This is a genomic window from Piscinibacter sp. PDB5-1 (genome assembly GCF_056676035.1).
The window spans coordinates 522719-543090 of sequence record NZ_JBWVZL010000005.1 but is presented as its reverse complement, the minus strand read 5'-3'; the positions used below and the strand labels follow the sequence as shown (position 1 = coordinate 543090).

The 20372-nt window shown below is 57.3% G+C and carries 20 protein-coding genes; 1 reads left to right on the top strand and 19 read right to left on the bottom strand.

Going from position 1 to position 20372, the window contains the following annotated elements:
- The 9 genes from AC1KAT_RS21375 to AC1KAT_RS21335 form a co-directional block, all read right to left on the bottom strand.
- Positions 1–206 (bottom strand): hypothetical protein (locus AC1KAT_RS21375; protein ID WP_480329202.1); only part of this gene is annotated, 206 nt, incomplete at its 3' end.
- Positions 207–786: 580 nt separating this feature from the next.
- Complete coding sequence (locus AC1KAT_RS21370) at positions 787–1164, bottom strand: hypothetical protein (RefSeq protein WP_480329200.1); 378 nt, start codon at positions 1162–1164, stop codon at positions 787–789.
- A 546-nt stretch (positions 1165–1710) separates the two neighbouring features.
- Positions 1711–2196, bottom strand: coding sequence for a hypothetical protein (locus AC1KAT_RS21365; RefSeq protein WP_480329198.1), 486 nt, complete (start codon positions 2194–2196; stop codon positions 1711–1713).
- An 88-nt stretch (positions 2197–2284) separates the two neighbouring features.
- Positions 2285–2764 carry a hypothetical protein gene (locus AC1KAT_RS21360; protein WP_480329196.1) on the bottom strand — a complete coding sequence of 160 codons (480 nt, stop codon included), beginning with the start codon at positions 2762–2764 and terminating at the stop codon, positions 2285–2287.
- 112 nt (positions 2765–2876) lie between these two features.
- Entirely contained in the window at positions 2877–3362 is a 486-nt protein-coding gene (locus AC1KAT_RS21355) for a hypothetical protein (RefSeq protein WP_480329194.1), read from the bottom strand.
- Positions 3363–3610: 248 nt separating this feature from the next.
- Positions 3611–4000 carry a hypothetical protein gene (locus AC1KAT_RS21350; protein ID WP_480329192.1) on the bottom strand — a complete coding sequence of 130 codons (390 nt, stop codon included), beginning with the start codon at positions 3998–4000 and terminating at the stop codon, positions 3611–3613.
- A 195-nt stretch (positions 4001–4195) separates the two neighbouring features.
- Positions 4196–4837, bottom strand: a complete 642-nt coding sequence (locus tag AC1KAT_RS21345) for an SMI1/KNR4 family protein (RefSeq protein ID WP_480329190.1) — start codon at positions 4835–4837, stop codon at positions 4196–4198.
- Between the two features lie 1014 nt (positions 4838–5851).
- Positions 5852–6139 carry a hypothetical protein gene (locus AC1KAT_RS21340; protein WP_480329188.1) on the bottom strand — a complete coding sequence of 96 codons (288 nt, stop codon included), beginning with the start codon at positions 6137–6139 and terminating at the stop codon, positions 5852–5854.
- Positions 6140–6210: 71 nt separating this feature from the next.
- Positions 6211–6729, bottom strand: a complete 519-nt coding sequence (locus tag AC1KAT_RS21335) for a hypothetical protein (protein ID WP_480329186.1) — start codon at positions 6727–6729, stop codon at positions 6211–6213.
- A gap of 1368 nt (positions 6730–8097) precedes the next feature.
- Here AC1KAT_RS21335 and AC1KAT_RS21330 point away from each other — a divergent pair.
- On the top strand, positions 8098–8595 hold the full coding sequence (locus tag AC1KAT_RS21330) for a hypothetical protein (protein ID WP_480329184.1): 498 nt from the start codon (positions 8098–8100) through the stop codon (positions 8593–8595).
- 77 nt (positions 8596–8672) lie between these two features.
- On the opposite strand, the gene AC1KAT_RS21325 is transcribed toward AC1KAT_RS21330, so the two are convergent.
- The 10 genes from AC1KAT_RS21325 to AC1KAT_RS21280 form a co-directional block, all read right to left on the bottom strand.
- Positions 8673–9401 (bottom strand): DUF2971 domain-containing protein, encoded by a 729-nt coding sequence (locus tag AC1KAT_RS21325; RefSeq protein ID WP_480329182.1) that lies wholly within the window; start codon positions 9399–9401, stop codon positions 8673–8675.
- 542 nt (positions 9402–9943) lie between these two features.
- A complete protein-coding gene (locus AC1KAT_RS21320; RefSeq protein ID WP_480329180.1) occupies positions 9944–10351 on the bottom strand; it encodes a hypothetical protein in 408 nt (135 codons plus the stop codon).
- Between the two features lie 808 nt (positions 10352–11159).
- Positions 11160–11588: a DUF4253 domain-containing protein gene (locus AC1KAT_RS21315; RefSeq protein WP_480329178.1), complete on the bottom strand. Its 429-nt coding sequence runs from the start codon at positions 11586–11588 to the stop codon at positions 11160–11162.
- Between the two features lie 898 nt (positions 11589–12486).
- Complete coding sequence (locus AC1KAT_RS21310; RefSeq protein ID WP_480329176.1) at positions 12487–12981, bottom strand: RDD family protein; 495 nt, start codon at positions 12979–12981, stop codon at positions 12487–12489.
- 110 nt (positions 12982–13091) lie between these two features.
- Complete coding sequence (locus tag AC1KAT_RS21305; RefSeq protein ID WP_480329174.1) at positions 13092–13727, bottom strand: hypothetical protein; 636 nt, start codon at positions 13725–13727, stop codon at positions 13092–13094.
- A 1460-nt stretch (positions 13728–15187) separates the two neighbouring features.
- The gene (locus tag AC1KAT_RS21300) at positions 15188–15727 is read right to left on the bottom strand and encodes a hypothetical protein (protein ID WP_480329172.1); all 540 of its coding nucleotides are present in this window, start codon (positions 15725–15727) and stop codon (positions 15188–15190) included.
- 524 nt (positions 15728–16251) lie between these two features.
- Positions 16252–16620, bottom strand: coding sequence for a hypothetical protein (locus AC1KAT_RS21295; RefSeq protein WP_480329170.1), 369 nt, complete (start codon positions 16618–16620; stop codon positions 16252–16254).
- A gap of 114 nt (positions 16621–16734) precedes the next feature.
- Positions 16735–17013: a DUF3859 domain-containing protein gene (locus AC1KAT_RS21290; RefSeq protein WP_480329227.1), complete on the bottom strand. Its 279-nt coding sequence runs from the start codon at positions 17011–17013 to the stop codon at positions 16735–16737.
- 377 nt (positions 17014–17390) lie between these two features.
- Positions 17391–17750 carry a hypothetical protein gene (locus AC1KAT_RS21285; protein ID WP_480329168.1) on the bottom strand — a complete coding sequence of 120 codons (360 nt, stop codon included), beginning with the start codon at positions 17748–17750 and terminating at the stop codon, positions 17391–17393.
- 1949 nt (positions 17751–19699) lie between these two features.
- Positions 19700–20350: a DUF2625 domain-containing protein gene (locus tag AC1KAT_RS21280; RefSeq protein WP_480329167.1), complete on the bottom strand. Its 651-nt coding sequence runs from the start codon at positions 20348–20350 to the stop codon at positions 19700–19702.
- Between the last annotated feature and the right edge of the window lie 22 nt (positions 20351–20372).

Here is a 20372-nt window from a genome sequence, read left to right as displayed (position 1 = left end):
GTGAAGAAGTTAAGCATGAAGTCTTCATTGACTATGTGCGACCAGTACTCGTTTCTTATCTCACTCAAAATTGGCGGACAGAGTGCCTGGTCAAGCGTGACCAGCTCGCGCAGTTGGCGCAATCCTGACGCCTCAACGTACTTCGCCCACTCCTCGGTGTTGAGGTCGGGATTGAATGGTCTGATCGCTATATACCAAGGCGTCATCTCGTGCGGCCTAACGTTTGACATGAGCGGTTCGCCGAAGGCGAATCCGCTCGATGGAAGGGTTAGGCGTCGGAGTCGCCAAGGAGTCCTTCCCGCACTTTCGATGAGATCTAGAGGTTTCCGAGTGCACGCCGCAGCTCCGCAAGCTCTTCCATTGCCCTAGCCAGTGTCATTGTTGTGGACAGTCCGCCCTCGTACTTGTTGCAAGCCTCTTGGTGCGTAGCGAGAAGGGTTTGAACCTCTGCACATAGAAGCGCCAGACTTTGTACCGGGCCGACTGCCTGGACTTTGGCTAGCTCTTGCCTTGCCTGAGTAGCGACGTGATGCAGGTGTGCAAGATATACAGGCCCCAGGAGAACCGATGGCCCTCCCGTGCCACGCACTGAGACGACAGCGCCATCATCGCCCTGTTCAAGGACAGCAATCTCTTCGTACTGCTTCAGCATGGCTTCGATGCTCCCTTCAGACGCCTAACGTTTGACATGAGGGGTGACCGACCGGCGCAGCCGGTTGGGCATCCCCTCGATGGAAGGGTTAGACGTCTGGTTGCTTTGCGCTGCATACGGCGTGCTCACAACTTCTACTGAGGCTCGTAGTTGCATGCTTGGCCTCTGGCGACTTCTTGAAAGAGCTTCCACGGGCACAACTCAGAAAATGCTCGGAGAGAGGCTGCGGCAGCGTTCGGCTCTTTCGCCGCATGCAAGTCATCCGCTTCGATAAGAGCCTTCATGAGAGCCTGATTCCAGCCACGCTGGTTCTCTCTAAGGTCAAGAACGGAGCGAGCGAACTCTTCAGGCGACAGATTTTCGGGCATTGAATGCCCTGGGAGGCACATGGCAACGTACTGCGCCACCCGCGCTCTGTTTTCCTCCGTAGCCTGCAGTGCGACTTGATCCAAGGGCTGCTTCGCGAGCCAATGGAACCACTCGACCTGTTCAGAGAATTTCGCGTCATCCATACAGCAGGTGCTCAGGGTGTGAGACGTCTAACGTTTGACATGAGGGGTGGGTAACCGGCGCAGCCGGTTGACCATCCCCTCGATGGAAGGGTTAGGCGTCTCGGCAGTGTGGGCGCCTTGCCAGAAGCCAACCAACCCCGACGATTGCCAGAAGTAGGCCGGCAAGCGGCCAATACAGGAACCACTGATAAGGCAAACCTGATTGATCACGTGGCCCCCATACCGAAAGTGACGCGACCGCCAGCAACGCACATGAAGCGGCGCCAAGGCCTGCATGCCATACCCAGAGTGCAGGCTTGACCCTCGCTGCGACAACTACCCAAAGAAGGTGGGGCGCGGCGTAGAACAAGGCCGCCCATGCGAGATGCGTGAGAGCCAACTCGCCAGTCAGCGGTTCGTGGCGCAACGATTGGAGAAGCCCGATCAAGGCTACCAGCATCGGGAACGAGAAATGCGCCAAGAACTGGGTTCGTTTCATCAGACGCCTAACGTTTGACATGAGAGGCGGCGCCCGGCTTGCCGGGCGACGTCCTCTCGATGGAAGGGTTAGGCAGCACGCGCACGAAGAGCTGCCTTTATCTCGTGCACGAGTGCGACGAATTCCTGAACTAGCCCCGCCAGTGCGGCTGAATCGGCTACTTGTGGTCTCGGATAGGGAGGTGGACCGGAGAACGGACTTCTGGAGAAGCCAGGGTCTGAAAGGCGCTTCGCGTCATATGCCAAAGACGCAAAGTTCGACCCAACCCTGCCGTTTGGTCCTACGCCTGAAATCATGAGTTCTTGGCCATGGCGTTGCTTTGCGAACAAAGCGCTCCATTCCACCTCACCGATCTTTTCGGTCTCGATGGCGTATGAACGATCTCGGCCGTCGTAGCGAGGCTTGACGCCGAGCGACTCGAAGGCAGAAAGAACCTCTGCCTTTTGCCCGTTGTAGGTCGTGGTTGGACTGGATGAGTAGCGATCGCACAGAGACCAATACTTCTCTGGGAAGTCGATTGCAAGAAGTACTCGCAGAAAGTCTTCGGTGGTCATTCGTGCGGCCTAACGTTTGACATGAGCGGGGACAAGACGGCGCAGCCGGCTTGGCATCCGCTCGATGGAAGGGTTAGGCATTGGCCGGCTAAGGAACTCGCTTTGCGAGCGATACCTCTCCAGACACTATGCGTCCAGTAATGGAGCCATAGCCAGCATAGTGACCGCACAACTCTTTCGCGTCATCGGAGAGCTTGACAATTAGTGAGCCGAACTGGAGCGACCCATCCCTTGTCTTCTTGGTGTAGTCGAGTTTCAAGAGCCGATCTCCTCGAAAGCCGCCGGCGAGATCTAGAACTAAATGCCGGTTTGCTCCGCCATACTCGAATCGAAGCTCTGCGGTTCCGATGACTTTCTTGCGATTGGCATCTAAGCGGACTTCCATATCGGCTTGCAATGGTGGCTGCACAATCTTTCCGTGCCACTGGCCGATGAACGCATCTTTCAGTTCTTTAGCGATGGGCTCGAAGGGCCTTCCTTCGCGGATATGTGTGTACACAAGCGTCGCTACTGTTCCCACGAGAGTAAATGCACCCGCGATCCAGGCTGCTTCTACCGTTGAATCCATGTTTCCCTCCGCATGCTTTTTCAACAACCTCAAAGTCTATGCCGATGCCTAACGTTTGACATGAGGGGTGGCCAGACGGCGCAGCCGGCTGGACATCCCCTCGATGGAATGGTTAGGCATCATCGCCCGGCGATGCCCGCTCGCGACTGAGCTTGTCCGCCAAGGACGAGAAGAGGCCAGGAAAGCCAGCTCGCATTTCCACTCCGACCTTCTCATCGAAGTTGTGGCCACGAAGCGGCTCCTCGTAGTCCTTGGGGAAGGATGCCAGTTCATAGACCACGGCAATCGAATCAAGCGAGAGCTCTTCTGTTCGGTTACGTCCGACGCTCCGCCGCTTGTGGACCTTCGGCGTAGTTTCAGGGTCGACAGTTCCTCGGAAGAACCATTCGCCCTTAGATGGGTCGTCATACCCGAGCACATCAGCAGCGCGGTCCCGGATCTGCTCTCGCTCGACCTCCAATGCCGCGCGATGAGGTGGCTCTGTGACGAACCCCGCAAGCTCGTTGGCTCGCTGGATCATGCGGGCTGAGGTGATCCAAGTAACTCGATCGTTGTTTCCATCTTCCAGCCGGCCAAGAGCGGCTCGATATGCGGTCAAACATGCCTCCAGAGCAAAGCCAGAACGAGTGTGCCGCTCTCCCTTTACCTGAGCCTGATGCTGCCAGTGCCATGTCCCGATGCCAAGTAGGAGCGCAAGCGCGGTGGCAATACTGCCGATCGCCGTCCAATCAATGGTGGCAAGACTTGTTATCACTCTTGATGCCTAACGTTTGACATGAGCGGGAGCAACCGGCCTGCCGGTTGATCTCCGCTCGATGGAAGGGTTAGGCATCTGGCGAGAAGCGCTCAATTCGATCTCCTCGGCTGCAAGCGCGACGAAGCCCTGGTGAGCGCTGCAGCAGCTCTTTCAGATCGTGCGATGGACTCTTGGACGACTGCGCTGTCGCTCACTCCGCACCGAATGAGAGCACGCGCCGATTCGATGGAAAGATCGAGTTCGCCATCCAACGATTCGGCGAGTGCTCTAACTGACTCAGCATCGATCGATCCCAACGAGCCCATAGCCATTGCGGCTATGTGATCGCCCTTCTTGAGTTCATCTCGCAAGAACGGCTCTAACGGCTTAGCGATTGGCCCCAAGTTGCCAGCCACTTCGATGGCGCAGCGAAGAGGGAGCCCAAGCTGCCGGTAAGGAACGCCGAACTCATTGCGGGCCTCACCGGCAAAGAGCGTCATCAGTATCGGGACAGCGTGGGTACCAAGCTCAAGGAGTTCGCGCTCCGCCTCAAGCATCGCTCCCGTGCTTTGGAACCGATGAAAGTATGGATGTTGCATCGGATGCCTAACGTTTGACATGAGAGGCTCGACCCGGCTTGCCGGGGCGAGTCCTCTCGATGGAAGGGTTAGGCATCAGCCCCCCCATGAAGAGCATCATTCGAATGTGTCTCCCACGTCGACTGGTCGAATCCGTGAGGCAAGCGCCGGATGCTCTTGATGCTCGCCACCATCGGGAAACACCGTCAGAAAGTAACCCCCAAGCTTTCGTGACTCGCGCGTCACCTCTTCCATCGCTTGCACTTCTGCTTCAACAAAGTCCATGAAGGAACTTGAGGCGACGCGTGGCGGCCCATCGCCTTCCATGTACTGATATACGGGAGAAACGTCCTGACCATCAAACCGTACATAGCAGAAGGTGTAGCCCTGGTGCATGAGGAATACGAGATCACCCGGTGTAAGGCTAAAGCTCTCTCCTGCTTCACGGAGGAGTTCATCAGCTGACGCTCGAAGCTCCCTTACATCATTTGGCGCAAACGCCACGTCGCTACCGCGGAACAACCTGCCATAGCTCCGGCCAAACCGATACAGGAAGGCTCGCAGTTCCGCCGGACAGGAACCCCCGAGGTCCCGCTCCAATTGCATGACCTCATCGGCACTCAATCCTCGAAAGTCGACCATAGCCTGCAAGTACCGATCGGCCAGCTCCTTTGGCGTATGTCGAAAGGAGAAGTCCCGAACCTTCGCAAGCTGTACCAGTCGCTCCGCAACGGAGGCTGGCCTTTCGTAGTTGTTCATCTGATGCCTAACGTTTGACATGAGCGGTGGCCGACCGGCGAAGCCGGTTGGACATCCGCTCGATGGAATGGTTAGGCATTTTCTTCTCATGAGCAATCGCTAGCCACGCGGAGAGAAGGAACTGCCTTCTTAAACGGACTCGCCAGCTGAACCGGATCGGGCTCGCAATTTGTCGTCACCGAGCAGGTCACCAAGAGCATTGCCACACACAAGGCACACCCTAGGTACAAAAGGACTCGCAGAAAACGGCGCAGGACTGGAGCCCTATCTGGCAGGCGAAGGAGAAGGATCAGCGCCATTCCCGCAATGGCTGTAACGGCAAGCGTGAAGGCTGAATAGTTCCGGGCTGAGATGCTTTCCATGAACACCCCTCCCGCCTCTAGCAGAAGCTGATGCGCGGCGAATGGAAACGCGACCGCGACAAGCAGCGATAGCCACCAAAGGATGCGAGGCGAGGTTGTCACCAGGAATGCCTAACGTTTGACATGAGCGGGGACAAGACGGCGCAGCCGGCTTGGCATCCGCTCGATGGAATGGTTAGGCCTCGCCTTTGGATGCCTGGGGCACAGGCGTTCTTCAGGTTTACGAAGCGCGACATCAGCGTTGTCGAACAAGCCGTTCATGGTTTGGCGCACCTTCCGCCGATCCGAGCTATTGCGATGAGTACGATGCCTCCAAGAACAAGGAACGCTCCAACCACGAAGACGGGTTGAATAGCAAAGGCTTCGCCGTGCAGCGGAACAACTCGGAAGTAGGTTCTACGTGACTCTGACTGAAACAGGGACAAAAAGTCCACGGGGAGTAGATCCGCTGCAGGCGTGAAAAGCAGCAACCCAAGCAGGACCAACAGATAGCCCAACCGCGACAGCCACTTGTTCGATGAGGAATGCTTTCCGAGAATATTTGGCATGTTTGTTCGAACGAAAGAGACTGGCCGACACCTGCGAGGCCTAACGTTTGACATGAGGGGTGGCCAGACGGCGCAGCCGGCTGGACATCCCCTCGATGGAATGGTTAGGCATTGCGCTCGCCCGGAACTGCGCATTCAAGTGCCTCGATGAACGGCAAGACTTTCGGGTGCGCTTCTACCCACTCGCTACCCAGAAACTCGCGCACTGACCCCGTGCCAACGACTGCGGCGATAGACCCGCACTTGGCCGCCTGAAGCAAGTCGTGTGATGAGTGCATGACCGCTTCGCTGTCTGTGGCCTCGGGCCTGCCAACTTCCTCGTTCCATTCGTGCTGGATAGCGGAGATTAGCTTGCCTGCTGCCACTTCAAGCGAACCGCGGTTGCGTGCCATGCGATGCCTAACGTTTGACATGAGGGGTGACCGATCGGCGCAGCCGGTTGGGCATCCCCTCGATGGAAGGGTTAGACGCCATAGGTGACTCGCGACACAAACCCGAATTTCTCTAGCTTGGTAACGAGACATTCGGCGTCTGCGACGCTCCTCGTCTTTATCTTGATGAGTGCGGGGGAAGACGACGCGTTCAGCTCTTGTTTTGCCCTGCCGAGGCTGAGCTTCGTGTGCTCACGCACTGCAATGGCTGCTTCGTCACGCCGAGCTGTATCCGTCACAACCAAAATTTCAATTTCAGCTTGTTCGGTAGCTCGTGTGTCACCACAACGCTCAAACGCCCGGAGACCCTCTTTCAGCCTCAGATAGCTTATGAACTGAACAGGTGAGCCGTCTCTCGGCACAAAAATTGGGGAGTGACCTTCCAGGCCGTCGCTCGGATTACCGGTGCGAACGCAGAGCGCTGTTTGCCACCAAACGACCCAACCTACTTCGTGTTCCTCAACATCCAGAATGGCGAACGGCCCCTCTTCGGAATCGAACTCGCCCAGTTGAGCTTGGGCTAGCTGAGTGGCATCAATCTTGGATCTCATGGCGTCTAACGTTTGACATGAGCGGTTCGCCGAAGGCGAATCCGCTCGATGGAAGGGTTAGACCTCTGTGGACGAAGCCACAGAGGAATGCTCGCAGACGAGCCGCAGTGTGAGCCAGCATGACCGACAAACCGATAGGCCCGATGACCCACGTTACGTGCGCTGGCCGCCAACGGACGGACAGCCCGCGCCAATCGCTGCGACCTGCCCAGCGAAGCCGCTCCTAGTGGATGCCCGAACGATGCGCGTGGCCGCCAGGTTTGGCCGGAACGCGCAGTCTTTTGATGAAGCACCGTTTGCATAACTCGCTCTGCTTTCGGAGGCACGCGGCCTGGCCCAACACTGAGGTCTAACGTTTGACATGAGCGGTTCGCCGAAGGCGAATCCGCTCGATGGAGGGGTTAGACCTCTGTGGACGAAGCCACAGAGGAATGCCCGCAGACAAGCCGAAGTGTGAGCCAGTAGGGCTGACAAACCGATAGGCCCGATGACCCACGTTACGTGCGCTGGCCGCCAACGGACGGACAGCCCGCGTCAACCGCTGCGACCTGCCGACCGAAGCCGCCGCCTGCGGATGCCCGCGCGATGCGCGTGACCGCAAGGTTTGGCCGGATCGCGCAGTCGTTTGATCAAGCACCGTTTGCATAACTCGCACTGCTTTCGAAGGCACGCTGCCCAATCCAACACTGAGGTCTAACGTTTGACATGAGGGGTGGCTTGACGGCGCAGCCGGCAAGACATCCCCTCGATGGAAGGGTTAGGCATCGCTACCGCGCAGGGAGTGCACTGCCAGGGCTTCATATCTCTGGAGTAGCGGAGTGCCTAGGCTCTATAGAAGCCAGAGCATAGATGGCAGCCCAAACAGCCACCGAAGTGAAAGTTGTGCTTTTCGCAGAATCCGCCCTCCGGATTGGGCGTTGGCGAATAGCTTTCTTGGCAAAAAGTTAGATCGGAGAAAATTGGGCTAGCGGAAGCTGCAAGGGCGCGAATCTCTTCGTAGCCGAATGGGGCGGAAATTTGCATGCTCCTTTCCGTTCGTACTGCCTCAGACACGGCTTTGCGGAGTTCTATCTCGGAGGAGAAGACAAGCTGATCTCTCACGAAGGAGAGCGCCTGTTGCCTCCACTCGGGATTCACTCTCCCCCAAAGCGTTAGTGAGACAGGATCTTCCATATGCGATGCCTAACGTTTGACATGAGCGGTTCGCCGAAGGCGAATCCGCTCGATGGAAGGGTTAGGCGTCGTATACAGCATTACATTCTGCCGTCTGTCGTCATAACTAATATGGGGAACCCTATGGAATCTACGTCTCCCACCACTCCAACTCCCGAGTACTGTTTGCTCTCTATCGACCATTGGGCAGCGTGCATGACCAAGGCAGAGTGGTCCGGGTGGATGCAGGCGATTGGCTCGATTGTCGCCATCGGTATAGCCATTGCGATTCCCGTATTGCTGCAACGAGCCAGCGAGCGACGGCAGCATCAGCTAGCTTTGGACGAAGAGGCCAAGACCATAGCGATTCTGGCAGCAATCATCGAACGATCGGTTGCAGCTCTTATGGATGCAATAGATCGTCTCCGCGCCTCGACGGAGCCTTCTGGTCGGACAGCTCTTCGCGAGTTCACGAGCAAACAGTTCGATATGCTTGCGGCGGTAATGAGGACAGTCCCCATCCTTCATCTGTCGGACGGACCAAATACACAAGCCTGGTTGATGGTCAACCACAAGCTTGAGTCTGTGGCGGACAGCTTCAGGAAGGGCATTGAGTCAGAGGAAACACTTGGTGCGGTGCATGGTCTTGCTTCTCAAGCACACGAGATGCTGACGCTCCATATCGCAGACCTCAAGATGCGGCGACCAAAGTAGGGAATCTCGCTTCGACGCCTAACGTTTGACATGAGCGGCTCGCCGAAGGCGAGTCCGCTCGATGGAATGGTTAGCAATCACAGCTTGAACACTAGGCCTTCCGGCGGCTTGTAGAGAGTGGAAGTTGTTATCTTTCCGGTATAGCCTTTTGCCTTGAACGCAAGCCTGTAGGCAGTTCTAAGTTCAGGATCCATCCGCGGGTCAAAGGTCAACCTTTCAAAGACGTCGTTCGTGTCGATGGCGAATGGGTAGATATCACTTGTGCACTGCCCATCGGGCCCGCAGTAGATGAGACGCACTTCGCGTTCATGAATGAACTCTCTTCGCTTGTATAGAAGAGACTCAGCGACGCCCGATCCATCTGTTCTCAGAAGCTCGATACCGCCGAGTTTTTCAAGAAGATCGGTTTTAGAGAGGTAATTTACTCGCCCTAGGAAGCAACGAACCTTGTTGTATTTTGGATCGCTCTTTTGAAGAGCGTTTAGTAGCTTGCGTGGTGTGGACGTGATGCGCACACCATCTTTGTTTGCCGAATAGATTCTCCACATGGCGTCTGTTTCGCGATGAAGCGTCCAGCATTGCCCATAGACAGACTCTTTCGCAGCGAAAGTAGTTGTTTCGCCGTCGGACGTCTCAAAAGCAGATGCGAGCAATGCGTTCTCGAACGGGTCATCCCACTTCTTTGGCTTTACTAGAACGAGCGTCTCCTCTTGTAACGCCTGGAGCACGCGAGAGATTGACATGATCCGATACACGGGCTTGTCGAGCAATTCCGCATCTAGGTTTATGAAGTTGCCGGTTCTCAAGATGTGCTCCGTGATTGCTAACGTTTGACATGAGGGGTGACCGGCCGGCGCAGCCGGCTGGGCATCCCCTCGATGGAATGGTTAGGCGGCATTCCACCTCGGGTTTCCTGACCATGAGCACCCATGGCAAAACAGGTATGCGCTGCCGGCTTGATCGTCATCCATCCCTATCCAATGTGGGAAGCCGGCTCTCTTTAGAGCGTGGGAGAGGGACATCAACCGCCCCCAAGCAAGCTCTGGCTCGCACGCGATGTAGCCCGACCCGTGCATCGTGTCTTCCGTTGAAGGGTCCATTGAGAGTTCCAAGTCGTCAGTTCGGCCATCCAGCACCAAGATCACCTGGCCATTAAATCCCGACTTTCGTGTCGCGACTCCGAGGTGGCACTCCGGCAGGAACCGCTCGATTCCGACCAACCCGTTCGGAGCGAAGACTTCTACGTGGAAGTGCAATTCAGGTTGCATGCATGACGCCTAACGTTTGACATGAGCGGGGACAAGACGGCGCAGCCGGCTTGGCATCCGCTCGATGGAGGGGTTAGGCGTCATCCTTCGTTGCCAGACTTTAGATGCGCCCACCAGTCGGCAACTCCCCATATAACCTTCTCCTTGCGGGCTCGGCGACTAGTTCTCAAACCGACTGTGCAGAGGTGATTGAACGCGTAGTAGCCAGCGTTCTGCGCAAACACCGCAATCGCCTCTCTCTTTGGCGAGATCACCGGAAAAGCGAATCCAAAGTCGAACACTGAATCGCATGTGGCCGGGTCATCACCGTAGTAGACCCGAACTCGCTGATAGGGGAACTCAGCGCCCAAGATGCCGGCTCTTCGAACTTCGTCCTGTTCTCGACCGAGATGAGCTGCCAGTTCGGGAAGAAACAGTTCAAAAACCTGTTGATTCCGCTCCCGCCAAAGTTGCAACGGCTGGGTCTTGGCTTTCGGCTTGGATTGCATGTGAAGAGGCTGTTGTGCGTGACGCCTAACGTTTGACATGAGCGGTTCGCCGAAGGCCAATCCGCTCGATGGAGGGGTTAGACCTCTGTGGACGAAGCCACAGAGGAATGCTCGCAGACGAGCCGAAGTTTGAGCTAGCACGGCCGACCAACCGATAGGCCCGATGACCCACGTTACGAGCGCTGGCCGCCAACGGACGGACAGCCCGCGCCAACCGCTGCGACCTGCCCAGCGAAGCCGCCATCAGTGGATGCCCGCACGAAGCGCGAGACCGCCAGGTTTGGCCGAATCGCGCGGTCGTTTGATGAAGCACCGTTTGCATAACTCGCACTGCTTTCGAAGGCACGCTGCCTGGCCCAACACTGAGGTCTAACGTTTGACATGAGTGGCTCGCCGAAGGCGAGTCCACTCGATGGAATGGTTAGGCCTCACAACGTAGCGCGACATTGTGCGGCCGCAGCTATGAAGACGAGTGGCAGTGCGATGCGATAGCAACGCCTTGTCGAACAATGCACCAACCCAAGGAATAAGAGTTCCTTGGCGCGCCCGTGCTCCACCATTCCCACTCCCACAGTTCGTCTCCGCTTTCCATGCGCGAAGCCAACTTCTTGAACTCTTGCCTGAGCGACTTCCCGCGGACGGTGTTGACGTACTCAATCGGATCAAGAATCTGCTGCGTCAGGAGCGCCCGCAGGGAGGCAAGGTGCTCTTCTTCAGTGCGCATGCTCAGAGGCCTAACGTTTGACATGAGCGGGGACAAGACGGCGCAGCCGGCTTGGCATCCGCTCGATGGAACGGTTAGACATCATCAGCCCCACCACAGATATACAGATTTCTTTGTAGCGATGTGCCGCGTTAGCTTGCCGACATCCCCAAATCCCTGATCGACGATATCGGGGCAGAACTTATAGACGCGCCTAGAGAACGCGTCGACGTTCTTGGGGAGTGACTTCAGTCGAAGTGAGACAACATCGGTTGACGCCTGCCAGATGTCGATTCCAAGCACTCGATCCCACTGCCTCAGCTCAGCGATGATGGCTTCGGTGTTGAGCCCATGATTGACACCGTCGGTTGCCGCGACACGAAGAATTTCGAACTGGTCATCCCCCTCTGCAACTACGAGCTCAACGCCATCTGGCTCCGGCTCTGCCAAGCTGTTCATAGTGCCAACAAAGGCGATCAAACCTTGAGGCAGCCTCTCTCTCAGTGTGGGAAGAAGGGCCTCTGCCTTCTTCATTGGCACCAGCACCGACCGTGCCTTGAAGTACTTCTCGCGACCAAAATCTTGCGTCGAAAAGGCTCTAGCGGGATGACCAGTGACTTCACTCAGAAGAATTGCTCCCAAATTTGTCTTTGATGGGGCCTGGGCACTCGCTGGATTGCCCAAAAATGGGGTGCCGATTGAGAGACAGAATGTTCGCCTGTGAATCATGGTTCTTGATGTCTAACGTTTGACTTGAGCGGCTTGCCGAAGGCAAGTCCGCTCGAAGGAATGGTTGGGCGTCGGCGGCCCCCAACGGCCACCGCTCTGGGCAGCAGCCACCGCGGCCCTTTGCCACCGCCCGCTCGCCTGACACCGATGCCTCGCGATTGACCTCAATCGCCTCTCCCCGCGATAGCGGCGGCCTCAACCTTCTGACTTCCTGCGCTGCCACCAGCGGCACGCTGTTGGATCAACACCGCGCGAACAACCACTTCGGACTCCGCTGACGCCCAACGTTTGACATGAGCGGGAGCAACCGGCTTGCCGGTTGATCTCCGCTCGATGGAATGGTTAGAACTCTGTGGCCGAAGCCACAGAGAGCTGCCGGCAAACGCGCCTGGGCTTGCGCCAGCACACTGGACAAACCGATAGGTTCGATTGCCAACGTTATGTGCGCTGGCCGCCAACGGACGGACAGCCCACGCCAACCGGTGCGACCTGCCGATCGACGCCAACGCTGGGGGACACCCGCTCGATGCACCGGACGGCTGGATCGTGCTGAAACGCCCCGGGAGTGGCGTTAGAACTCTTCGCTTCATTTGATGCTTCTCGAAGGCACGACTTTGGCGGCGAACTGAGTTCTAACGTTTGACATGAGCGGTGGCCGACCGGCGCAGCCGGTTGGACATCCGCTCGATGGAATGGTTGGGCGTCACCTTGCCGAACCGCTTTTGGGCTGCCTGAGAAGCGAGGTGGGAACGACAAACGATTCGACCAAGAGGTCTCCGAGTCGCTGACTGTCTTTCGTGAAAAGGATAAATGCGGCACCAACGAAGCAGATTGGCCCCAAGCTTGCCTCGAATGGCCTAAGTAGGTTCCTGCCAAGAGATTGGCCGAAGGAGATTGGTCGCCCGTCGCGATCCACTACAGCAAGCCCAAGAACTCGCTTTCCGAGTGTCTTTCCCCAACGCCACTCACATACCAGGAAGTAGCTGAGCGCTGCGACGCAGCCTAGCAAAAACAGACCATCGCTTCTTTCTCGTCCGAGGCCGGTGAGGCGCTGGAACAGCATGAAGAAGCAGATGATGAGAGCGACGTCCAGTGTGTGGGCGATAGCCCGCGGGACCAGCATCCCGAGCTTGGCGGCCTCGAGTCGCTTCGGTATGTCGATCGGGGCTTCGTTGGTATCGGTATCGGGAGAGGCCATCGTCTTGTGAAATTGATGATCGGGTGAACGCTGCGTCGAGTGACGCCCAACGTTTGACATGAGCGGTGGCCGACCGGCGCAGCCGGTTGGACATCCGCTCGATGGAATGGTTAGGCGGCTTGGGTGATCTCATTGTTGGCACAGTTGAAGAGGTACACCCAGCGGAACTTGCTTCCTCTGACACCACCATCTGCATCAATCGCGGCTAGAAGCGCGCCCCAAAGTTCGGTTCGGTAGATCGACACGTTGTCGAAGGCGATGAGAAGTGCCGTCTTTTCTGGGTAGCACTTCTTGGCCTTTTTTTCGAAGAGCTCTTTCACGATGCGTGCGACATCCAAAACACAGTGCTCAGGGCAGGCACTCACAGTTGCCATCTGCGCTTCAACTTTCCCCGTTTCTTTATTGCGACTGATGGGCCCAGCCCCCGGGACAACGCCTCGATAAACAAGAAGCTCTCTTCTCAACGACTCCTCATAGCTGTGCGAGCACGTCACTTCGACATTGAATTCATCCGAATAGAAGCCCGAAATCGATATCGCTCCATCAACCGGCCCATCGTTCTCGAAGCCCTCAACTTGGACATTCAAGCCAGGTAGCTTCAGGTGCAAGGCGAGGCGACTGATCGGGAGCAACTCTTCCTGCAAACGTTTGCTTCGGCCCTGGCGGCGAAGAAGCTCCTCTGTTGTGAGCTGCTCAATCTGCCGATCAACTTCGGCTGCGAACTCAAATGCCCTGCACTTCATCATCTCGTGAGACGCCTAACGTTGGACATGAAGGGCATGACCCGGCTTGCCGGGGCATGTCCCTTCGATGGACTTGTTATGCGTAGGCCCATGACCAGCACTGACCATGACCTGCCCACGCTGCTGAACGAAGCTTGGCACACCGCGAACTCTGAAAGGCCGGTTGCGTGGTGGCAAGCACTTCACTGCCACGAGCCGAAAGAAAGCACGGCTTCTGCGCGCGCCCGATGAACCGACCAACCCGCGAACGCCACTGAACGGCGCGAGCCGCTCGGTGCTGCGATGTGCCTGAACGTTGACCGCTTCCGTGTTGGCTTGACTCACGACGACCTCAATGCGCAGGACAACCTTGGTGACGCGAAGCAAACGTATAACGTTTGACATGAGCGGCTCGCCGAAGGCGAGTCCGCTCGATGGAGTGGTTAGAACTCTGTGGCCGGAGCCGCAGGGAGCTGCCTGCAGACGAACCAGAGTTTGAACCCGCACGCTCGACAAACCGATAGGTTCGATTACCAGCGTTATGCCCGCTGGCCGCCAACGGACGGACAGCCCGCGCCAACCAGTGCGGCATGCCGACCGAAGCCACCGACAGTGGAGGCCCGCTCGATGCACCGAGCCGCTGGGTGGTGCCGAAGCACACCACAGGCGGCGTTAGAACTCTTCGCTTCATTCGTTGCTTCTCGAAGGCGCGGCCTCTGCGGCGAACTGAGTTCTAACGTTTGACATGAGCGGTTCGCCGAAGGCGAATCCGCTCGATGGAATGGTTAGACGTCAGTGTTTCACACACCGACCTGTGGTCCTCGATCGCTCCCACTACTTGCCCCCTTCCGCTTCGGATGGTGTTTTCGCCACAGGCACTGAAATACTCTCGCGGAGGTACTCGACCCGCCAAGAACTCGGCCCTCTCGCTGTGCCTTCAATGTGTAGGGCACACCGCTCCTTGTTTGCCCACGTGACAACGAACTCTAGGTTCAGTTCCTCTGCTTCGATTTGCGCAGCAAGTTCGATGGGCTTTGCGCCCACATGCTGCTCCAGTTGCTGGCTCGGCAACTTGCTCAGGCGGTCAAGGTGCTCCGCGAGCACGGCGTAGGCATGGGCACGCTGCATTGGTGGGCTCGCCGCTTCTGACGTCTAACGTTTGACATGAGCGGGCCGCCGAAGGCGGATCCGCTCGATGGAATGGTTAGACAGCGGCCGGCTCGCATGGCCCGTTAACCCGAGCCACGCAGACTGCGCCAACCCTTCGCTGCCCTGGCTGAGAAGTTTCGCTGACGCGCCGCTGCTTGCAAAGCACCTGGTGAACTCGCTCAGCCGGTGCGCTGTCCGCCAACGGACGGACAGCCCACCAAGAACTCGGCACGCTTCTGCTCGCATGGCACCGACTTTCCTCGGCCGATGTCTAACGTTTGACATGAGGGGCGGCCGAGGGCGATAGCCCTTGGACGTCCCTCTCGATGGAAGGGTTAGGCATGCGCGGGCAAAGGAGAAAAGAACTTGTACATGACAGCTAGTGCCTCCTGCGCATCTCCTTCAAGGACTAGCTGAGGATGCTTGCGCTCTGCTAAGTAGCGATTCCCAAGTGTCTTTGGATCGGTGTTTGGACGCTTGTGTGCAAATGGGTTCCTGATCTCCCGAAGCTTGTCACAGCGTTCGAGTAAATCGCTTTGGTACAAGTCTTTCTTTTTGGCGATACGAATTGCCTGTGCAAACGACGGCGATCCGGTGACGTGCCCGGCGACTTGAAGTCTATTGACCAGGGTGTGCTCAATGTAGGCCGTTGCCAGCATGACGCAAGCTATGTATTGTCCAAACACATAGGTTTCTCGGGCTTCTGCCATGAGCCTCATTGCCTCGACGGTTCCAAGAGACCAAGAAAGATGAGGTTGGTGCTGAGAGGCCCAGACGATTCGTCTTGCGCGAGACTCTCGATCGCGATCATCAATTTCAGCAAGCCGGTTGATGAGTTTTAAGAGGACTTCGCCCGTGTCATTGAGCATACGCATGCCTAACGTTTGACATGAGCGGGAGCAACCGGCTTGCCGGTTGATCTCCGCTCGATGGAAGGGTTAGACGGCAGCGGCCTCAAAGCACTCATAGGTTTGACCTTCTACGCCGCCTTGCACCTTCGAGGGCCGATTTTTTTCCCGACTTGATGTGAGCCCTCAGGAGTAGGCCGAGGCCGAGAGTTGCGCTAACGATCAAGATGCAGCCAAAGATCAGCGTGAAAGTAGCCTCACGGACAACGCCATTCAGCGTCGTGGGCTCCACTGCTGTCGCTACAACGAGTCCCAGTAGCAAGAATGCTTCACCAAGCGACGCGTCACCCCCACCGACTTTCGCGGAGGGAGTCTTGCTGTATTGCTGCGCCAGCTCAGTTGCCCGCAGCACGATAAGCGATTCATTGATGAGCCTCGCACCGTACAGAAGCCCAAGTACCAAGATGAGAACCAGCATTTTCGTCACCCGCATCGCACTACCCTTGGCTTAGACCGCTGCACGTTCGGTCAAGTGAAGTCACGCATTTCGACTAAGAGACGGCTGACTTCGTTGCGATAAAGAAAGCACCGACGAACACACCCGGGATCACAAGAGCACCAATCACCGTGACCATTACACCTCGCATGAAGGTCGTGCCTAGTACAAACTTGTTAGTGAGACCAGAGATCATGGCGACGATCGCCAACGACAAGATTCCTTGTGTTGCGCCGAAGAATGCCCACCCCATTCCTCCGCCAAGAATCCCGGATAGGCCACCACCCAGAATGCCGGCCACCAACACCGCAACAAAGCAGGACACCCAGTCTGAGCGATCAGTACCCAGCCAGTTTGCGGCCAGCTTGAATGGAAGTACAACCAGCACGGTGTAAACAATGACCACGACGATGATCGAACCCATTTCCCCTCCTTCTTGAAGTGAAACTATCGAAAGATAGCTGCCGTCTAACGTTTGACATGAGCGGGGACACAAAGGCTTCGCTTTTGTGTCATCCGCTCGATGGAAGGGTTAGGCCTACTGCTCACGAAAGACCCGGAACGTGCGTTTGGCCAATGGCGAACCGTTGTAGAGGATCGTCATAGACCACTCGCCAGCTACGAGTTCGTGATCCTCGCTCAGCATGTAGCAATCGGTCGTTTCGAGCACTCCACCTCGCGTCTCGTGCTCCATCGACTCTTCGAACGATCGCAGTTGCTTGCCGTCCGGCCTTGTGATCAGTGGGTGTTCAATCAAGTAGACAACCTTCACGACGCTCGGCAGGCCTTCGGCTCTCCAGGTGAAGCCGAAACCGATTCCTTTTCAGAGTGGCACGACTTCGGTTTGCTTTGTTATCACGAGATCGCCGAGAGTGGCATACCCCGCCGTGGACTGCGGCTGGGCATAGTGTGCGGTCGGCTTAGGCTGTTCGCATAAGCCCGAGGAAACAACGCGACTCTTACTGGGCGCCGCCATGGCACCCGAAGCGACGAGAAGAATTGCAGCGACGAAGAATGTGCGCATGGACTGTGACCTGTGCTTAGGAGGCCTAACGTTTGACATGAGGGGTGGCTTGACGGCGTAGCCGGCAAGACATCCCCTCGATGGAAGGGTTAGGCGTCATCTCGCATCAGAGCGTAGACCGCGAGGCTGAAGCCATGCCGATTTCACTTTCACTCGGAACCAGTCTCTCGTTAGTTGTCTTCATCTCCCCTGTAGAGCTCCGCGGAATATTCGCCGTTCATCACGATAGTTCTCCAGCCGAGCATCGGGCTAAAAAGGGATAGTTGCAGGATCGCATAGTCGTTGCTGTCAATCGGGTCCAGGGTGATCGTGCCGTACTGATGCAAGAGCCAGGTGCCACCCGCACCGATCTCTGTGCGGGTCGTAATTTCATCCAGATTCCATTCCTTGATGACGCCCTCCCAACCGGGCAAGGGTGGCGGAAACAAGATCTCAAACGCCGCGCCGATTCGGCAGATGCAAGGAACGTTACTCTTTCCTAGGAACCGTGGATTGATCTTGTTTCTGTTGGTGATCGTGAGCTTGAGCATCACTGGATTCCTTGCTTCGGCGCCAGAACAGAACCTGCACTCCGTCTCGCGCAGTTTCGTTACATGGCTAAGGACGCCTAACGTTTGACATGAGCGGTGACCGACCGGCGCAGCCGGTTGGGCATCCGCTCGATGGAATGGTTAGGCGTCATTTCGCCCACCTTCAGTAGCCGGTCTCTCTGCATCGACGTCTCTGCTCAGTAGCGTGGTCGCAATTGGAACCGCTTGTATAGCAGACATGATCTCAGCGTGATTCCCCTCGCAAAGAGAAACGAGACTGGCAAAGAAGAATGCCAGTGCACCAAGTAGCCAAGGCCAGCCATTAGATGGGCCGTACAGATATGCAGCGGTTAGGCAGGAGCCGAAGACAACAGCGCAAGCACTTCCGACCTGCTTGCACCGCTGGGCTCTCTTGGCAAGCGCCAGACGGTACTCTGCGATTTCTTGTCGATGTGTATCCATGCTTCGCTTTTCCTGACACCGCCTGACGCCTAACGTTTGACATGAGCGGTTCGCCGAAGGCGAATCCGCTCGATGGAATGGTTAGACAGCGGCCGGTTCGCATGGCCCGTTAACCCGAGCCACGCAGACTGCGCCAACCTTTCGCTGCGTTGTCTGAGAAGTTTCGCTGACGCGCCGCTGCTTGCAAAGCACCTGGTGAACTCGCTCAGCCGGTGCGCTGGCCGCCAACGGACGGACAGCACACGAAGAACTCGGCACGCTTCTGCTCGCATGGCACCGACTTTCCTCGGCCGATGTCTAACGTTTGACATGAGGGGTGGCTTGACGGCGCAGCCGGCAAGACATCCCCTCGATGGAAGGGTTAGACAGCGACCGGCTCGCATGGCCCGTTAACCCCAGCCACACAGACTGCGCCAACCCTTCGCTGACTTGGCTGACAAGTTTCGCTGACGCGCTGCTACTTGCAAAGCATCTGGTGAACCAGCTCAGCCCGTGGGCTGGCCGCCAGCGGACGGACAGCCCACGAAGAACTTGGCATGTCTCTTCTCGCATGGCACCAGCTTTCCTCGGCCGATGTCTAACGTTTGACATGAGCGGGAGCAACCGGCCTGCCGGTTGATCTCCGCTCGATGGAAGGGTTAGACAGCGACCGGCTCGCATGGCCCGATAACCCGAGCCACGCAGACTGCGCCAACCGTTCGCCGCCTTGGCTGAGAAGTTTCGCTGACGCGCCGCTGCTTGCAAAGCACCCGGTGAACCCGCTCAGCCGGTGCGCTGGCCGCCAACGGACGGACAGCCCACGAAGAACTCGGCACGCTTCTGCTCGCATAGCACCGCCTTCAATCGGCCGATGTCTAACGTTTGACATGAGGGGTGGCTTGACGGCGCAGCCGGCAAGGCATCCCCTCGATGGAATGGTTAGACAGCGCCCGGCTCGCTTGGCCCAACAACCAGCGCCACGCAGACCGATTGAACGGCCCGTTCCTTTCGCTGCCTCGGCTTCCAAGTTTCCCGCAAGCGCGACTGCCCGCAAAGCGCGCGGTGAACCCGCTCAGCCGGTGCGCTGGCCGCCAACGGACGGACAGCCCACGAAGAACTCGGCGCGCTTCTGCACGCATGGAACCGCTTTCCTTCGGCCGATATCTAACGTTTGACATGAGCGGTGGCACAAGGGCGCAGCCCTTGAGACATCCGCTCGATGGAATGGTTAGACAGCGACCGGCTCGCATGGCCCGTTAACGCGAGCCCTGCCGACTGGGCAAACCCTTCGCTGCCATGGATCGGAAGTATCGATGACGCACCGCTGCCCCCAAACCACTTGGTGAACCTGCTCAGCCGGAGCGCTGGCCGCCAACGGACGGACAGCTCACGAAGAACTCGGCACGCTTCTTCTCGCATGGCACCGCTTTCGATCGGCCGATGTCTAACGTTTGACATGAGCGGTGGCCGACCGGCGCAGCCGGTTGGACATCCGCTCGATGGAATGGTTAGGCGTCTCCTTTAATGCGGCTGAGAAGTTGAGTGTTGAGGGCATATTGCTCGGCCACATCGATCGCCTTTCTAGAGCTCGAACTCACAGAACCCTCCTTCGTCCACAGAAATGGATAGAAGTTAAAGCACTCGTCACCATTCAGGCTTGCCACTTCTGACTCCCAACCGGGCCACCGAAGCGATTCGTAGAACTTGTCCAGCTTCTCGCTCAGCGCCCAGCGGAAGAACCCAGAGTAACTGAGCCCTAGCGGTTCCCATTTCAGCGTATCAGGCGCCCAGTAGTAGACGGTTCCGGTGTCGCCGCCAAACGCCCCACCGTTTAAGGAGAAGAACCCGCCAACGGCATCATCTGCGATGAGCAAGTGAGCAGACGCTCGATCAACACTCCAGTCCGCGAGGCTTCTCTTCAACCTTGGGTGCCCAGATCCAAGGAACCTCAGCCATCCGTTGGCCACAAGGACTCCCCCAGTTTCATACGCGATAGCACCCATCGGCGATCTGGTCGTCACCCGTAGACCAACTAAAACGTCCCCTCGCGCCACAGATGGCTCAAGCACTTCGACGGGTTGCGGCGCTGCAGATATCCACTCCTGCACGAGCGGAAGGGCGGGGTCGGCACGGTCAATCAGTTGTTCGAGTTTGCGCATAGACGCCTAACGTTTGACATGA

What these genes read in the sequence shown, in the direction of transcription:
- AC1KAT_RS21285 (WP_480329168.1), bottom strand. Translation starts at nt 17,750, where the DNA reads ATGCTCAAGCTCACGATCACCAACAGAAACAAGATCAATCCACGGTTC.
- AC1KAT_RS21310 (WP_480329176.1), bottom strand. Translation starts at nt 12,981, where the DNA reads ATGGCCTCTCCCGATACCGATACCAACGAAGCCCCGATCGACATACCG.
- AC1KAT_RS21360 (WP_480329196.1), bottom strand. Translation starts at nt 2,764, where the DNA reads ATGGATTCAACGGTAGAAGCAGCCTGGATCGCGGGTGCATTTACTCTC.
- AC1KAT_RS21295 (WP_480329170.1), bottom strand. Translation starts at nt 16,620, where the DNA reads ATGGGTTCGATCATCGTCGTGGTCATTGTTTACACCGTGCTGGTTGTA.
- AC1KAT_RS21300 (WP_480329172.1), bottom strand. Translation starts at nt 15,727, where the DNA reads ATGCGTATGCTCAATGACACGGGCGAAGTCCTCTTAAAACTCATCAAC.
- AC1KAT_RS21350 (WP_480329192.1), bottom strand. Translation starts at nt 4,000, where the DNA reads ATGACGCTCTTTGCCGGTGAGGCCCGCAATGAGTTCGGCGTTCCTTAC.
- AC1KAT_RS21330 (WP_480329184.1), top strand. Translation starts at nt 8,098, where the DNA reads ATGACCAAGGCAGAGTGGTCCGGGTGGATGCAGGCGATTGGCTCGATT.
- AC1KAT_RS21320 (WP_480329180.1), bottom strand. Translation starts at nt 10,351, where the DNA reads ATGCAATCCAAGCCGAAAGCCAAGACCCAGCCGTTGCAACTTTGGCGG.
- AC1KAT_RS21370 (WP_480329200.1), bottom strand. Translation starts at nt 1,164, where the DNA reads ATGGATGACGCGAAATTCTCTGAACAGGTCGAGTGGTTCCATTGGCTC.
- AC1KAT_RS21335 (WP_480329186.1), bottom strand. Translation starts at nt 6,729, where the DNA reads ATGAGATCCAAGATTGATGCCACTCAGCTAGCCCAAGCTCAACTGGGC.
- AC1KAT_RS21315 (WP_480329178.1), bottom strand. Translation starts at nt 11,588, where the DNA reads ATGAAGAAGGCAGAGGCCCTTCTTCCCACACTGAGAGAGAGGCTGCCT.
- AC1KAT_RS21365 (WP_480329198.1), bottom strand. Translation starts at nt 2,196, where the DNA reads ATGACCACCGAAGACTTTCTGCGAGTACTTCTTGCAATCGACTTCCCA.
- AC1KAT_RS21340 (WP_480329188.1), bottom strand. Translation starts at nt 6,139, where the DNA reads ATGGCACGCAACCGCGGTTCGCTTGAAGTGGCAGCAGGCAAGCTAATC.
- AC1KAT_RS21280 (WP_480329167.1), bottom strand. Translation starts at nt 20,350, where the DNA reads ATGCGCAAACTCGAACAACTGATTGACCGTGCCGACCCCGCCCTTCCG.
- AC1KAT_RS21345 (WP_480329190.1), bottom strand. Translation starts at nt 4,837, where the DNA reads ATGAACAACTACGAAAGGCCAGCCTCCGTTGCGGAGCGACTGGTACAG.
- AC1KAT_RS21305 (WP_480329174.1), bottom strand. Translation starts at nt 13,727, where the DNA reads ATGATGAAGTGCAGGGCATTTGAGTTCGCAGCCGAAGTTGATCGGCAG.